The organism is Rhodopirellula halodulae, assembly GCF_020966775.1.
Lineage (GTDB): Bacteria > Planctomycetota > Planctomycetia > Pirellulales > Pirellulaceae > Rhodopirellula > Rhodopirellula halodulae.
On the sequence record NZ_JAJKFV010000029.1, the window covers coordinates 574,839 to 588,828 of the forward strand.

Here is a 13,990-nt window from a genome sequence, read left to right on the forward strand (position 1 = left end):
TTCAGATGTCATCGAAGTTGCGAGGTCGAAGTTGACAGAAGAGAGCTTTTTTCTGGTCGGGGAGCGAGTAGTCGAAACCGCAGGACTTCAAAAAATCCTCGGAAGAGCTGATCGCCAAAATTTCCATCACACCCAACGAGCGAGCACGTTCGATGCAGTGCCCAACCAGCTTGCGTCCCAGTCCCAAACGTTGGGCTTCCGGGTGGACAGCCAAGCATTGCAGTTCGGCAAGTTTGGGACTGTAAATTTCAATCGCTGAGAAGCCGATGCAGCGGGGTTCCACCATCGCCACAAACCCGTGGCGGCTCAGTTCAATGATTTCCGCGGCGGTCCGCGAAAGCAATTTGCGTTGCGAAACGAACGGACGCATCAAAGCGTGAATGGCTTCGGCGTCTTGAGGCGTGGCTTGGCGAACCGTCACCTCGTCCATCGAAAGTGACTGGCCCGGCGGGGTCACCGGGGGAATGTTTGTGATCGTGCTGGGATCAGGTGGTGGGTGATCAGACAAGGATCGCGACTCTCGAAACGATGGTGCACCGGGGCCGAGGAGGAAGCCATTGCGTGACAGTTTAGCAAATGGTGATTGTTTGTTGATTGCCGCAGTGACTTGGTTTCGGCTCGTCCGACCGTTTGGGGTGTCTCACGGTTTTTACGGTGAGGTGATGAGACAATGTCGGACGTTCGACGAACCAGAATGCCGCCGCGAATCGGATGCTACGAAGAGGGAATGTCTTCGATTCGCAAGAGCAAGATCACGTGTTGATCATCCTGCAGGTGATCCGTGTCACGAAGCATTTGGCGGGCCATGCCAAATGTCGGTTCGCTTTGCCCCGGTTGGTGGACCGGGGCGATCAACAACGTGCGCTGAGGATCGGCGACCCAGGAGAGATTTAATTCAGGCAGTTCCCAAGTTTTTCGACCCGCGGCCAAACGGGTGGCGGCATCGCTGCTGATGAATTTTTGTTGGACCGAGCCGTGTTGAATCTCGGGGCGAATGTCAAGCGTGACCTGACCCGCTGCTGGTCCGAGGGTGGGTGTCAGCGAGAATGTCAGTTGCGGCGATTCGAGAGTTCGCCCCGACAAATTGCCATCCTGCTGAGCAAGCACAACGTGGGAGCCTTCCAGCACCGGTGAGATTGGAAGTTCGTGCCGCTGCGATGGACGTAAGGGAATGGTCTGTACGCCGGACGGGATGCCGCCCAAGACACCCGCCGTCGAAAGCAAGCGATTGATGGGATCGGAATCGACGTCGTGATCTTCGCCAGATGTCTGCATGACTTCGGGAACCGCGATCAAGCCAATCCGGAAACCATTGGCCAACCATTCTTCGCGTACCTGCGGAGCAAAGGCCGTTTCATCGACGTGCTGCCAAAGTGCCTCATCCAGTTCGCCGGTGTTCACATGACGGAAGTCAGCCGAGAGCGAAATGGTGTGTTTGCTTTTATGAGTGAGCTTCGAGACGCGTTGGTGCTCCGCAGCATCGACCGAGTCCTCGAGTGACGTCCCCGACCAAGTTCCGCTGGGAAGAAGGGAACATCCTGATGCGAACATCGTCAGTGTGGCCAGCGCACAGGCGACCCAAACACACCGCGAAGGTGAGGCAACGGGCGATCGTTCTCGAGAACGAAGACACACGCGGAAAGACCGTCCAAACGAAAAGCAAACATCAAAAGACATCCAGAAAAACGACCCTACGAATCCGCCGATAGCGATGTCAAGGCAAGCTCTCGCGAGTTTCACAACCCTGTAGCACTGCTTTCACAGCCCTGTAGCACGGCGGTCCCCCGCCGTGAATTCATTTTGGTCTCGGTGGGGGACCACCGAGCTACAGATTTGATGGTGGTTTCAAGAATCAGGTCGCGTGACCAGATTGGGTTTGGGAGGATTGAATCGTGATTCGTCCTCTGGGGAGCTGGAAAGTGAGTCGGGAAAAAACGTTGCCGGTGCAATGGGCTTTCTACGATCCGACTCATGATGTCGTTGAGTCGCGTCGCAATTTGCCGCATCTAGACATGAATGGTGTGCTGACTTTCGTCACGTTTCGTCTCGCGGATTCGATGCCGAAGCAGGTGGTCCAACGTTGGCACGAGGAAGTGGATGCCTGGCTTCGTCAAAACGGTTTGGATGAATGGTCGGTCGACGAGGTCTTGAAGTCACCCTCCGTGGAGGCTTCCGTTAAACGTGAGCTGAGATTTCACAAGACTCGCCGGTGGCACGGTCATTTGGACGACTGCCATGGCGAATGTTGTTTGCGAAATCGATTGGTCAGAAATTTCGTTGCCAAATCCTTGCTGCATTTTGAAGGGCAGCGGTACGACTTGGAACGATTCGTGATCATGCCCAACCATGTTCATGTGCTGATTCAGATGCGTGTGGGGTTCCGGCTTCGCAAGCAGTTTCGTGAGCTTCTTCGTTTCTCGGCACGCGAAATCAATCGGCATTTGGGACGCCACGGCAGCGTGTGGCAAAGCGAGCCGTTCGACCACATCGTCCGAAGTCCCGAACAGTTCGAATACCTTCAGGGCTACATTGACGGAAACCCTTCGAAGGCTCGCCTTCGACCATCGGAATTCACGCTCTGGTCACGTGAGAGCGAGTGAGTAGAAAAACTGTAGCACGGCGGTCCCCCGCCGTGAGTTGATGCTCGTCTCGGTGGGGGACCACCGAGCTACAGGTTTGGGATCATGCGAGCAGCGCGATGAAGTGGCGGCAGAAGTCGGGGAGGTCGTCGGGGCGCCGGCTGCTGACGTGGTGGCCGTCGACGACGACCGGCGAGTCTTCGTAGAGGGCCCCCGCGTTGATCAGGTCATCTTTGATTCCTGGCGAACCGGTGACTCGGACGCCTTGGTAAACACCTGCGGAGATCGGGATCCACCCACCGTGGCAGATCGCCGCGATGGGTTTCTTCGCCGCATCAAACTCGCGGACCAATTGCAACACCTTCGGATCGCGTCGCAGCTTGTCCGGCATGAAACCGCCGGGCACCAACAAACCGTCGAAGGATGGAGCTTCGCAAGCATCGATTTCGAGATCGCTGACGCAGGGATAGCCCAGTTTGCCACCGTACTTCTCGCCGGCTTTGGGGCCCGCGACGAAGAATTCGGCTCCCGCTTCAATCAGACGCAGTTTGGGGTACCAAAGCTCCAGATCCTCGTAGATTTCGCCCACGAATGACAGAATTCGCTTTCCGTTCAGCGTGCGAGGCGACACGGAGTCCACTAAAGCGGAATGATCGGAAGGGAAAGAGGAGGAACCGAGATCTGTCATCAAGGACACCGTGCGAGATTGGAAAGGTCAGTTAGAATGGACCGACACAATGTTACCCTTCTCCCCCCGTGGATAAATACTCGTGGAAGCACTGGCGCGACCCAAAGACGATTTGTTCGACAATTCGACGATGACTTTCGGGGAGCATCTCGAAGAACTCCGAGGATCCCTGGTCAAAGCAATCATTTGGTTGTTGATTGGTTTGGGCGTCGGGTTGATGTTTGCCAACCGGGTGGTGCGTTTCATTCAGGAGCCGCTGAAGCAAGCGATCATCGAGTACAACGCCGATCGCGATTTGGCCGAGATGGGTTTGCCTGACCGGAAGGAGAACCCGGAAGTCGGACGGTTCTACCAATTCTTGACCGCGAATTCTTTGGTGGCGGAGTTGGTGTACACGTTGCCATCCTCGATGCAGTCCGCCGCGGAGACATTGGCCGAGACAGAAGGCGGTTTGGAAGAATCCGTGACCGCTGAGGATGAAGAGGACTCGCTTCCCACCCCGTCGCGAATCAGTTCGGCTGAGTTGATACAGGCGATGGGAACCATTCCAAATCCGGATGAACTGACGCCCACGATCCAGCTTCGCCGAAATGAACGCGGGCTGAGTTCCTTGAAGATCGAAGAACCCTTCATGATCTGGGTCAAAGCCGGTTTGATCGTGGGCGCCGTTCTGGCGTCACCGATGATCTTCTACCACCTGTGGTCCTTTGTGGCGGCGGGCTTGCACGCTCATGAACGCCGATACGTCTACGTCTATCTGCCTTTCAGTGTGGTGTTGTTCGTCTCGGGCGTGGTGTTGGCGTTCGGATTGGTGCTGCACTACGTGCTGACGTTCTTGTTGCAGTTCAATGGCTCGATGGATGTCGCGGTGGAGCCTCGTTTAACTTACTACGTCAACTTTGTGTTGATGTTGCCGCTTGGGTTCGGCGTCGCGTTTCAATTGCCGCTGGTGATGTTGTTCCTGCAACGCATCGATTTGGTGCAGACCGAAGATTACATCAGCAGTTGGCGAGTCGCGGTGTTGGTGATCTTTGTCATCTCGATGATTGTCACACCCGCGGACGTGACCAGCATGATCGCGTTGGCGTTGCCGCTTCTGTTCCTGTACTTCCTGGGCATCGTGATGTGTGCGTACATGCCGCGTGGCAGGGGACTGGGCAGTCAAGCTTACGACCCGGCTTGATCCTAGGCGTCCACACGCAGCAAGGGATTGGTGCGTTCGATTGATGCCTTCGGCTCAACAAACCCGTGCTTAACAAAGTCGTTGGCGGATAACACTTCGGCGAGGAGTTCCCTTGGCCGTCAGTTCACCGCTTTCGATCGACAACGGACGTTCGAGCCATTTGATTTCGACCTCCGTCTTAGGTGGCAAGTCCTCCTGCAGCCGCGAGAGGACTTTGCCATGAAGCGTTGATCGAACGGTCGAGTTGCCGCTCAACGAGACCAATAGGAACAACTGTTCCTTGTGCTGCAGCAGCACCGCTTGATCAACGTGGTCGATTCGCTGAACGGAGCGTTCCACGGATGCCGGGAAAATTTTGAATCCGGTCGGCAGGACGATCACGTCGTCGGCTCGTCCAAGGATTTGATACTGCCCGTCCGAGTCGACTTGCACGAGATCGCCGGTGTCCAACCATCCGTCGCTGCTGATTTTCTCGCGAGTGCTCGCGGGATCATCCAAGTAGCCCAGCATCACACCGGGGCCTTTCACCGACAGACGTTGGTCAAGGATCTTCGCAGACCATCCGTCCACCAGCGGCCCCACGCGGTTCGGGCGAGCGTTTTCGGGGGAGGCACTGCAGATGACGGGGGAGGATTCGGTGCAGCCGTAACCCTGGACCACATGAAGACCATGTTGTTGGCAGGCGTTAAATTGTTTCTCGCTCATGGCGACACCACCGCAGCCCACCACCGCGAGAGATTTCAGCGACGTTGCTTGCTCTGCTTTTTGGCGTAGGAGTTCGTCGATCAACAGTGGAACGGCATTGATATGTGTGGGTTGCAGTCCAGTAGGAAGTGAACGCAACGTGGAACGACCGCGCCCCAGAGCCCAGCGGCAACCGGAAAGCAACCAAGTCCCCATGTCGCTGGTGCGAGCGTACGCGTGAGCGATTGAAAGCAGCGACAGTCGCACATCCGTCACGGATTGTGGGACGGCCGTCAGTTTGGCTCTTGCATTGGTGGTGAGATTTCGCTGCGAAAGGACAACGCCGCGGGGTTGTGACGTTGTGCCGCTGGTCCATAGCACGAGCGATGGCGCGTCCACATCGACACGATCAGAAGCTGCTTGAAGCCACTCGATCGAATCCGCGATCGATTGGTCGTGGAGTGGAGCCAACGTGTGATCTTCATCGGCTTCCCATGTCGCGGCTCGCGATTGGGAGTGAAGCCGCTGCTGTTGAGACGCTGGAAGGTACGCATCAATTGGGATTTCAACGGCACCGACCGCGAGGCAAGCCAGCGAGATAGTCACGTCGTGCGGTGTGTTGTGACATGAATACGCGAGGTGGCGATCTCGATCGTGCCATGTCACCTCGTTGCAAATTTTTTCGGCCGAACGGTGGACTACGTTTGCCATTTGTCCCCAAGTCCAAACAGGCTCGCCAGTCCGGGAGTCCAGCAGGGCAGTGTCCCTTGGACGTTGACGCACGTGCTGCAAGAACGCAGCCAACAGATGCGGTGAATCAGACGTTGTCATCCGGCAAATCGCCTCCTCGCGTCAGCTCATAAAGGAAGATGGCGGATGCGACACTGACGTTGAGACTGTCAGTTTGGTTTTTCATTGGCAATGTGCTGCGATGTGTGGCGACAGCCGCCACGTCGGCGGGCAATCCGTTCCCCTCATTGCCCACCATTAGGATTCGCTTTTCATGCTGGAGGGTTTGGTTGAGCTTGATCAACGGTACGGCGTCATCGTCCAAAACGGTTGCGATCGAGGCAAAACCGCTGGCTTGTAACTGCGGAAGTTGCTCAATCGGCGAGTTCAGATCGTAGAAACGATGTCGAAACACGGATGCCATGCTGACTCGAATCACGCGACGAGCAAACGGAGAGATCGTTCTCGGCCCAATCAAGATATCTCGGATTCCCATCGCCGCGGCTGATCGCAAAAGGCTGCCGACGTTTTCCGGATCACTCAGTTCGACGAGTGCCAGCGCAAGCGAGGTGTCTGTTTTCTGACACAGTGTCTCGATTGGGTGGAAGGTTGGCTGGATGCCGTGAGCCAAAATCCCGCGGTGAAAGTCGTAACCCGCCAATGCTTCGCCGAGTTCTCGATCGATCAGGTAGACCGGAACGTCGGGCGGAATCAGCGGCAAATACTTTGTTTCGCGACCTGCGTGGATCAACACGGAGTGAACCCCCAACCCACTCTTGAGTAGCCGCTGGACCACCACACCGCCTTCGGCAATGAAGCCGTGGTCAGTTTCACGGTGACGGAGATTGCGATAGGCCGCCAAGCGTGGATCGTCCGGGTGGTGGATGGTTTCAATCAATCTTGTGAGTCCGTCTGTGCGGGTTATTCCGGATTTGGGTCGAGAGAGTGTGATAATCGTCGTGGCGATTGCAACTGATTTGGAGCCATCCAGCTGAACAACCCGAAGGACACACGTGAAGGTCGTTGGTGAAACGAGCTTTCATTTTTTGCATGACCCGTCAAGGAAGACGATCGAAATGCTCGACTCAAATTGGGATTGGTGGTTTGGCGATGGACCCACGGTTCGTCGTTGGATGCAGCGCGTCATCAGCAGCAAGTCGTGGCTGAGGTGGACGAATGTCATGCGGTGGATGCGTGGCGTTGAGCCCGCTCGCCGGACGCTCGTTTTGGGTGTGTGTGGACTGTTGGGGGCATCGGTCAATCCACTGCACGCGGATGAACCGTTGCAATTGAGCGAGCCTGAAGTGCAAGTCGCATCGCTCCCGAGCGGATTTTTCGCGGCAGCCGGATTTGCGATGATCGACGATGACGCGGTCGCCGAATCCGCGAACGATGCGGCTGATGTGGCGACGGACGCCGATGAAGCACGTCGTCAACGCCTGCGGGATTTGCTTCGCAGCGAAGCCGAAGACGATCGCGAGCAACAGCAGGACAGCAACGACAAGGACCGTATGTCCTTGCGTGACGAAATCATCGCCGATGCGGCGGAGGATCAAGACCAAGACGGAATCTTCAGTCAGCCGTTCATCACCGAACGCTTGCCCGATGTTGCCAACGGTCGGATCGCACTGCCGTCATTGCAAGCGGTGTCGCTCGACACATCCACCATCGGCAACGGTCGATCACCGGATGATTTTGACGCTGACAGAGAGCTTCAAACGATTCCATTGCCGGAAGAGCCTTACGCTCGAGGCATGATTGCGGCGGGAACGGTGCTGCCATGGGCCGCGCCCAACACTTATTCGCATCCGCTGTATTTCGAAGACCGGATGTTGGAACGTCACGGTCACGAACGTTGGGGATGTTTGCAACCGATCGCATCGGGAGCACGTTTCTTCACGACCATTCCAATGTTGCCTTACCTGGCAACGATTCAGGAACCGTGTGACATCGTCTACAGCAAGGGATACTTCCGAGCCGGTTCGTCGGCACCTTGCGTGATGCAACGCCCGCCATTGGAACGGCGTGCTGTTGTGGTGGAAGCCGCTGCGATTGCCGGCGGAATGATCGCGCTGCCTTAGTGCATCGCGATTGGATCGTAGATATCTCTTCGCCTCCGACCCAAGGTGTTCACAAGGACGTGAATGCATCCGGAGGCAACATCCTGATAGGGAATTGAGATTGCCATGGATCGGCAAACAACTCACACCACGCGTAAACAAACTCGTCGTCGTCGCTTGGCCGCTTGGCTGGGCGTCGTGGTTGCGGCGTCGACGTTGACCAGCGGTTGCCATTGGGCTCAACGGATTCCCGATGGTCCGCACGACACCAAAACGTCGTACCACGACCACTCGGCGATGCGGATTGAATATCCCGAAGTGAACCAGTGCATGACACCGGTCACGTCCGCCGCGGTTTCCGCGGTGCAGCCCAACACGCTGCAGGATCCCGCGGAATTGCCCAGCCTGGAAATCACGTTGGAAGACGCCGTTCAGCAGGCTCTTCGTTCCAGCCCCGTGCTGCGAACGATTGGTGGCGCCGTGGTGACGGCACCGACCGCGGCGACCACGATTTACACGCCTGGATTGGCACATGCGGACCCGCTCGGTGGCGTGGAAGCCGCGCTGGCAAACTTCGATGCTCAGTACAGCCAATCGCTGTTCTGGAACAAAGTCGACCAGCCTCAGAACATCGCCACGGGTGGTTTGGGTGCCCAGTTCACTCCGAACACATTGCAAGCGACTCAGGCAACGTTTGCCAACGAGCTGTCCAAGCGGACTGCCACCGGTGCACAGTTCGCTTTGCGTAGCAACGTTGGCTATGACCGAAACAACCGACCGTTTCGCCAGTTCCAAAGTGACTTCGTTGGTTTCTTGGAAGCCGAATACCGTCAACCGTTGATGCGTGGCTCCGGCACGATGTACAACCGAATCGCAGGTTCGGCGGGAGCCAGCGGTGCGATTGGACAATACAACGGTGTCTTGATCGCTCGTGTCAACGAAGACGTGGCCTTGGCTGATTTCGAAGCCGCCGTGATTCAGTTGGTGTCCGATGTCGAACAAGCCTACTGGGATTTGACCACCGCTTATCGATTGCTGGAAGCGACCGCGAAAGGACGTGAATCGGCTCTGCAAACGTTCCAGTACCAACAAGTTCGTTTGGAAGTTGGGACCGGCCGTCGTGACGAAGAAGCTCAAGCTCGTTCGCAGTACTACCAATTCGAAGCGCAAGTCAAATCGGCTTTGGCCGGCGAAGCGGGCTTGTACGCTCGTGAGCAGGCTCTTCGTTATCTGATTGGATTGCCCGCCACCGATGGATCGTTGTTGAAACCCACCAGCGACCCATTGAACGCGAAGGTTGTGTTCGATTGGCAAAGTGCGTTGGGGCAGGCTCTCGACCGCCGTGTGGAAGTTCGCCGGCAGAAATTCACCGTCAAACGACGCGAGATGGAACTGTTGGCGGCTCGGTTGAACCGTCGTCCACAAGTCGACTTCGTGGGCCAATATCGTTGGCGTGGTTTGGGTGACAACTTGATCGGGCCTGGCGACCAGGGCCCAAGTGCCAACCTGGTCGATTCGATCACCGACGGCGACTACCAAGAATGGACGGCAGGGATCGAGTTTTTGGCACCCATCGGGTTGCGAGCCGCGAGTTCAGCCGTGGCTCATGCCAAGCTGAACCTGCAACGTGAACGAGCCGTGTTGGCCGAGACGGAATTGCGTATCAGTCACGATTTGTCCGGTGCCGCTCGCTCGATCGATCTGGCATTTGAATTGGTGGAAACCAACTACAGCCGCTACATGGCTGATTTGCGTCAGGTCGAAGTGTTGCGACGTCGTTATCGCGACGGGACCGACAACATCAACTTCCTGTTGCAAGCTCAACGTCAGGTGGTCACCAGCGAATCGGAGTTCTACCGCTCGATCAGCGACTACAACCTCGCGATTCGCGATTTCCATCGTGAGAAAGGTTCCTTGCTGGCTTACAACCAAGTCAACTTGACCGAGGGGGCATGGTGTCCAGGGGCTGAACGCGACGCGTACGAGCTTGGTCGATTCTTGGAGCCGCGACGGCATCCAGAGAAGGTCAGTGCACCACGACCATTGACCTCAGGGCAGTTTGATCCGGCCGCCGTTCAAGCGACCTCGGGACCCGTTTCGTACCAAGCGGTTCCTGTCGACGTGGTGGAACCCGGTATCACGGCTCAAGAAGCCATGATCGAAGAAGCTCTGATCGAGGAGTAGGGCACGGGCCCGAATTAGGTGGCCCGAATCAGGCGGCCCGGCGACGGGCTGCTGCGGCGTCGGAGGATTGGATGGTCGAGATCGTGGGGGCGGTGTCCGAGGCTTGCTCTTCGGAGGCCTGCCCTCGTTTGACTTTAATCATTGCGTGCGCGGCATCGCCAATGATGATGTCCAAGCGATCTCGGGTGGGCGTTTCCGCACCACGAAGGTATCGGCGACCGGAGTAGGTCTCCGCGAATTGTGTGACCGCTTGATAAAGCGAATCCGAGTTGGACTTGGCTAGCGCATCAGTGGTGGCGTAACCCGCACCCACCAGCAACTGGACTTCCCGAGCCAGCATGCTTGGCAGTTGGCACATCAGCAACGCTTGGCATCGCCAGGCCTGCAGCGTGTCTTCCGTGATCCAACGCGTGTCCAAGCGGCGTGCCATGGTCGGCACGTCGGCTTGCAAGAATTCGCCGACGGTGTGGATGCCAATGCCAGCGAACCGTGCGGCTGTTTTCTTGCCGATGGACGGTGCATCGACCAGCGGATCTGGCAGATGCAATCGGATGTTGTCGTGTGTTTGAATGAACGGCAACACATTGGCTTCCACCGTTTCGCGTTGTTGCCGGTCTTCTTCCGCTTGCACCAAGGCTTTGTGAGCGGCGGCCAATTCCGCTTTGCGTTGGCGATAGTTTTTTTCGCGTTCGTGAATCTCACGAACTCGCTGCAGCACGCGGACTTCGCTGGCCAAATTCTGAGTCACGTCGCCCGTGCGTCGAAATTCGGCGATGAGGTTCTCGACCTTTTCTCGCTCGACTTTGTGAGTGATGCGTCGAACCCAGAGGCGGTCGGGAACTCGGATTCCGGAAAGCACCATGGGCAGGGTCAATCCAGCGACCGGAATGGTTTGTTGGTTTCGTCTCTCGGCTTCTTCGGCGGCTCGTTCCAAAATGCGAGCCCAACCGGTCACCGACAGACCGATGAGTTGTGAAACGATGCGGCGGGAAACCGTCGTCAGGCCTTGCCGCGAATTTTTTTCACAAGCGGCCAAATCGAAATGATCCAGCAGCGTTTGGTAGTGACCGTGGGCCAGGCGGGCAGACTGCAGGATGGCTTCACCGAGCCAGCCGGACTGATCGGACAGCTGGAACACGATCCTTGTGGGATTGGATTTCCACTCGGCCAACAGATTGGCGTAGTTCTGAGTGATGCACCATTCGATCGGCCGATGCAGAACCTTTTCGAGCGGAGTTTGGGCGGTGTGAAGCGGTTGAATGGGGTCGGTGAAATAGTGGCTGAGCACGCCGGCAGCGTGCGCGGCGTCCGAATACCGGGATTGGTGCAGATACCGTTGCAGCCGGTCATACCATTGATGGGCAACGCGTGGTGCGCCGCCCCAATAACCGTCGTCGACGTGGATCACATGGTTTTGAAAATCACGAAATCGCGTGTCGGGGTCTTTGGCACCTGTTAGGTACCGACCGTGATGGCGAAGCAACTGCGAAACCAAACGCTTGCCCGAGTCAGTCTGCACCAACTCGGTCGCGTCCAAGGCAAAGTGGTGGTGCGTGCTACGGCAATGCGCGGCACGCAAAATCTGAATCAGCGTTTGGCTCGAAGTCGACATCAGGCAGCTTGTGTCTTCAATGTCTGGTTTTGTGCATCGATGCCGTAGGCTTGTGCCTGTCGTGACAAACGAGCGCGAAACGCGGCGCCGATTTCAGCGGACAGCGAATCGTAGTGCAGCACTCGTTGGACAAAGGTTTGGCGTCCCAGTGGCCGGAACTCGCAGTGGCCTTCGGGCGGTGGCGTGTTGCCGTATTGGGACTGCACGCGGAACGCGTGGTCGCGTTCTGCAATCAAGTGGTACAAGTCGTACAGGCGATCGATCGACAGTTTGGAAACGTCGGTCAGTGGGCCGATTGCCATCGGAGCATCCTTGCAGCGGCGGAAGCGAAAGGTCGGGAGATTGAAATCGAAGAAAGCATCGATTCGGTGTCAAGTTTCCCAAAGCCGCCGGATCGGTCACAAGATCGAATGCCAAAAATCTGGTGGAAGAGGCTGGGACGGCGGTCCGGACGCCATAACCGGCAAGGTCAACCATCACCGACAGACGAAGTCGCCAATCTGGCAGAATTCACGTCTGCTGGAGGCTCGGTTGTGCCGAACATTACGACTAGCCGGCGTGGTCAACCGTGTGGAGGACCCGACGCTATGGCCGAAGCGGAAGAACGAGGAGGCGTGTCGTGGTGTGGGATTGCGGCACAAATGCTCGTTTGAATGTTTCTCGCGTTTGAAAATGAGAACGGCGGGGCAGCGTATGGGCACGTTGCTCCGCCGTTTTCTTTTGCCCACACAACTGCGAAACGCTCGTCGCTGCCAGTGGCTGGCAGCCAAATCCATCAGAATTCACCAAAACGTTGGAATTCTCAGGTTGGGGCGGCGAACTTCATGGCGGATTCTCTCTGCCCCTGTGTTCAACGACCGTGGGCTCTGATTACCATCCCCACATGAATGCATCATCCAAGCAAAAATCATCGGACCGGACCAACGTTGCCATCATCGGAATGGGGACCGTCGGGGCCGGCGTCGCCCGGTTGTTGATCGATCACGGTGATCGGACCGCTCGCCACGCGGGAAAAACAATTTGGCTTTCCAAAGCCGTCGTTCGCGATTTGAAAAAACCTCGCGGAATCGATCTGCCGGACGGTGTTCTGACCGATTCGATCGACGACGTGCTCAACGATCCCGAGATCGATGTGATCATCCAGTTGATGGGCGGGCTCTCGCCGGCTCGGGAGGTCATGCTACGGGCGATGGAAGCCGGCAAGGACATCGTGACCGCCAACAAAGCCCTGCTGGCCGAACACGGCGGCGAATTGTTCACGCGGGCTCGTCAATTGGGACGCAGCATCGCGTTTGAGGCTGCCGTCGCGGGCGGGATCCCCATCATCGCCAATATCAGCCAATGTTTGTCGGCCAACCAAATTGAATCGTTGGAAGGCATCCTGAACGGGACCAGCAACTTCATCGTCTCGCAGATGGACGAAAAAGGCGCCGGCTATGACGAGACCGTCAAACGGGCACAGGATCTGGGCTACGCCGAAGCCGACCCGTCGATGGATGTTGACGGAACCGATGCCGCACAAAAATTGGCCATCCTCTCGCACCTGGCATTCGGCGCGACGGTGGATTGGCGAGATATCCCGCGAAAGGGAATCGATGGGTTGGATCCAGCCGATTTGGTCTACGCTCGCGAACTGGGTTACCGGATCAAGTTGCTGGCAACGGCGCGTTTGGTCGATGGTGAATTGGAATTGTCGGTCGCACCCACATTGATCCCGATCGGAACACCCATGGCAGAAGTCCGTGACGCCTACAACGCGATTCGCGTGGTCGGCGATGCGGTCGGACCAGTTTTTTACCACGGGCTGGGTGCCGGTCAGATGCCAACCGCGTCGGCTGTGGTTGCCGATGTCATCGACACCGCGGTGGGGCGGACGCCCATCACGTTTGAAACGCTGGAGTACTTCTCGTCCGAGCGTCCACCACGTACCGCGCAGCGAGACGTCGACACCCTACGTGGCCGTTATTACATGCGGCTTCGCGTCGCCAACGATCCAGGAACCCTGGCATCGATCGCTGGCGTGCTCTCAAGTCATTCCATCTCGATCGCGTCCGTAATTCAGCACGAACCCAAATCGAAAGACGAATCGTCGTCGGACAACACGGTTCCGTTGGTGATCATGACACACGAGGCCAGCGAAGGTGCCGCCTCACGAGCCACCACCGACATCGAAGTTCTGCCCGCCATCAGCGGCACTGTGGTCCGAATGCCCGTCCGCGAGTGATTGGAACACGCCAAAGCGGCGATGGGGGATCTCTGGCGGTGTGATTG

General features: G+C 57.2%; 12 protein-coding genes. 5 read left to right on the plus strand and 7 right to left on the minus strand.

Going from position 1 to position 13,990, the window contains the following annotated elements; genetic code table 11:
• Position 1: 1 nt before the first annotated feature.
• Complete coding sequence (locus LOC70_RS15035; protein WP_230256156.1) at positions 2 to 430, minus strand: GNAT family N-acetyltransferase; 429 nt, start codon at positions 428 to 430, stop codon at positions 2 to 4.
• Between the two features lie 284 nt (positions 431 to 714).
• Positions 715 to 1,551, minus strand: coding sequence for a hypothetical protein (locus LOC70_RS15040; RefSeq protein ID WP_230254805.1), 837 nt, complete (start codon positions 1,549 to 1,551; stop codon positions 715 to 717).
• Positions 1,552 to 1,919: 368 nt separating this feature from the next.
• Here LOC70_RS15040 and LOC70_RS15045 point away from each other — a divergent pair, with 368 nt between their 5' ends.
• Positions 1,920 to 2,600, plus strand: a complete 681-nt coding sequence (locus LOC70_RS15045; protein WP_230254807.1) for a transposase — start codon at positions 1,920 to 1,922, stop codon at positions 2,598 to 2,600.
• Positions 2,601 to 2,682: 82 nt separating this feature from the next.
• Here the strand turns inward: LOC70_RS15045 and LOC70_RS15050 are convergent, their stop codons facing one another.
• On the minus strand, positions 2,683 to 3,267 hold the full coding sequence (locus LOC70_RS15050) for a type 1 glutamine amidotransferase domain-containing protein (protein ID WP_230256157.1): 585 nt from the start codon (positions 3,265 to 3,267) through the stop codon (positions 2,683 to 2,685).
• Positions 3,268 to 3,349: 82 nt separating this feature from the next.
• On the opposite strand from LOC70_RS15050, the gene tatC reads away from it, so the two are divergent.
• Positions 3,350 to 4,450: a twin-arginine translocase subunit TatC gene (gene tatC, locus LOC70_RS15055; RefSeq protein WP_230254809.1), complete on the plus strand. Its 1,101-nt coding sequence runs from the start codon at positions 3,350 to 3,352 to the stop codon at positions 4,448 to 4,450.
• Between the two features lie 69 nt (positions 4,451 to 4,519).
• On the opposite strand, the gene LOC70_RS15060 is transcribed toward tatC, so the two are convergent.
• Together LOC70_RS15060 and LOC70_RS15065 are read right to left on the minus strand one after the other, a co-directional pair.
• Entirely contained in the window at positions 4,520 to 5,965 is a 1,446-nt protein-coding gene (locus LOC70_RS15060) for an AMP-binding protein (protein ID WP_230254811.1), read from the minus strand.
• Positions 5,952 to 6,761, minus strand: coding sequence for a TrmH family RNA methyltransferase (locus tag LOC70_RS15065; protein WP_230254813.1), 810 nt, complete (start codon positions 6,759 to 6,761; stop codon positions 5,952 to 5,954). The genes LOC70_RS15060 and LOC70_RS15065 overlap by 14 nt, the downstream gene beginning before the upstream one ends.
• 178 nt (positions 6,762 to 6,939) lie before the next feature.
• Here LOC70_RS15065 and LOC70_RS15070 point away from each other — a divergent pair, with 178 nt between their 5' ends.
• Both LOC70_RS15070 and LOC70_RS15075 read left to right on the plus strand, forming a co-directional pair.
• A complete protein-coding gene (locus tag LOC70_RS15070) occupies positions 6,940 to 7,944 on the plus strand; it encodes a hypothetical protein (RefSeq protein WP_230254815.1) in 1,005 nt (334 codons plus the stop codon).
• Between the two features lie 105 nt (positions 7,945 to 8,049).
• Positions 8,050 to 10,107 (plus strand): TolC family protein, encoded by a 2,058-nt coding sequence (locus tag LOC70_RS15075; RefSeq protein ID WP_230254817.1) that lies wholly within the window; start codon positions 8,050 to 8,052, stop codon positions 10,105 to 10,107.
• Positions 10,108 to 10,135: 28 nt separating this feature from the next.
• Here the strand turns inward: LOC70_RS15075 and LOC70_RS15080 are convergent, their stop codons facing one another.
• Together LOC70_RS15080 and LOC70_RS15085 are read right to left on the minus strand one after the other, a co-directional pair.
• Complete coding sequence (locus tag LOC70_RS15080; protein WP_230254819.1) at positions 10,136 to 11,719, minus strand: DUF4332 domain-containing protein; 1,584 nt, start codon at positions 11,717 to 11,719, stop codon at positions 10,136 to 10,138.
• Positions 11,719 to 12,021, minus strand: a complete 303-nt coding sequence (locus LOC70_RS15085; protein WP_230254821.1) for a hypothetical protein — start codon at positions 12,019 to 12,021, stop codon at positions 11,719 to 11,721. The genes LOC70_RS15080 and LOC70_RS15085 overlap by 1 nt, the downstream gene beginning before the upstream one ends.
• 581 nt (positions 12,022 to 12,602) lie before the next feature.
• On the opposite strand from LOC70_RS15085, the gene LOC70_RS15090 reads away from it, so the two are divergent.
• On the plus strand, positions 12,603 to 13,943 hold the full coding sequence (locus LOC70_RS15090; protein ID WP_230254823.1) for a homoserine dehydrogenase: 1,341 nt from the start codon (positions 12,603 to 12,605) through the stop codon (positions 13,941 to 13,943).
• Positions 13,944 to 13,990: the final 47 nt, after the last annotated feature.

Excerpts from the sequence above, each read along its gene's own strand:
- LOC70_RS15075 (WP_230254817.1), top strand. The coding sequence starts at position 8,050 with ATGGATCGGCAAACAACTCACACCACGCGTAAACAAACTCGTCGTCGT.
- LOC70_RS15060 (WP_230254811.1), bottom strand. The coding sequence starts at position 5,965 with ATGACAACGTCTGATTCACCGCATCTGTTGGCTGCGTTCTTGCAGCAC.
- LOC70_RS15080 (WP_230254819.1), bottom strand. The coding sequence starts at position 11,719 with ATGTCGACTTCGAGCCAAACGCTGATTCAGATTTTGCGTGCCGCGCAT.
- LOC70_RS15035 (WP_230256156.1), bottom strand. The coding sequence starts at position 430 with ATGGACGAGGTGACGGTTCGCCAAGCCACGCCTCAAGACGCCGAAGCC.
- LOC70_RS15040 (WP_230254805.1), bottom strand. The coding sequence starts at position 1,551 with ATGTTCGCATCAGGATGTTCCCTTCTTCCCAGCGGAACTTGGTCGGGG.
- LOC70_RS15070 (WP_230254815.1), top strand. The coding sequence starts at position 6,940 with ATGCTCGACTCAAATTGGGATTGGTGGTTTGGCGATGGACCCACGGTT.
- LOC70_RS15085 (WP_230254821.1), bottom strand. The coding sequence starts at position 12,021 with ATGGCAATCGGCCCACTGACCGACGTTTCCAAACTGTCGATCGATCGC.
- LOC70_RS15050 (WP_230256157.1), bottom strand. The coding sequence starts at position 3,267 with ATGACAGATCTCGGTTCCTCCTCTTTCCCTTCCGATCATTCCGCTTTA.
- LOC70_RS15090 (WP_230254823.1), top strand. The coding sequence starts at position 12,603 with ATGAATGCATCATCCAAGCAAAAATCATCGGACCGGACCAACGTTGCC.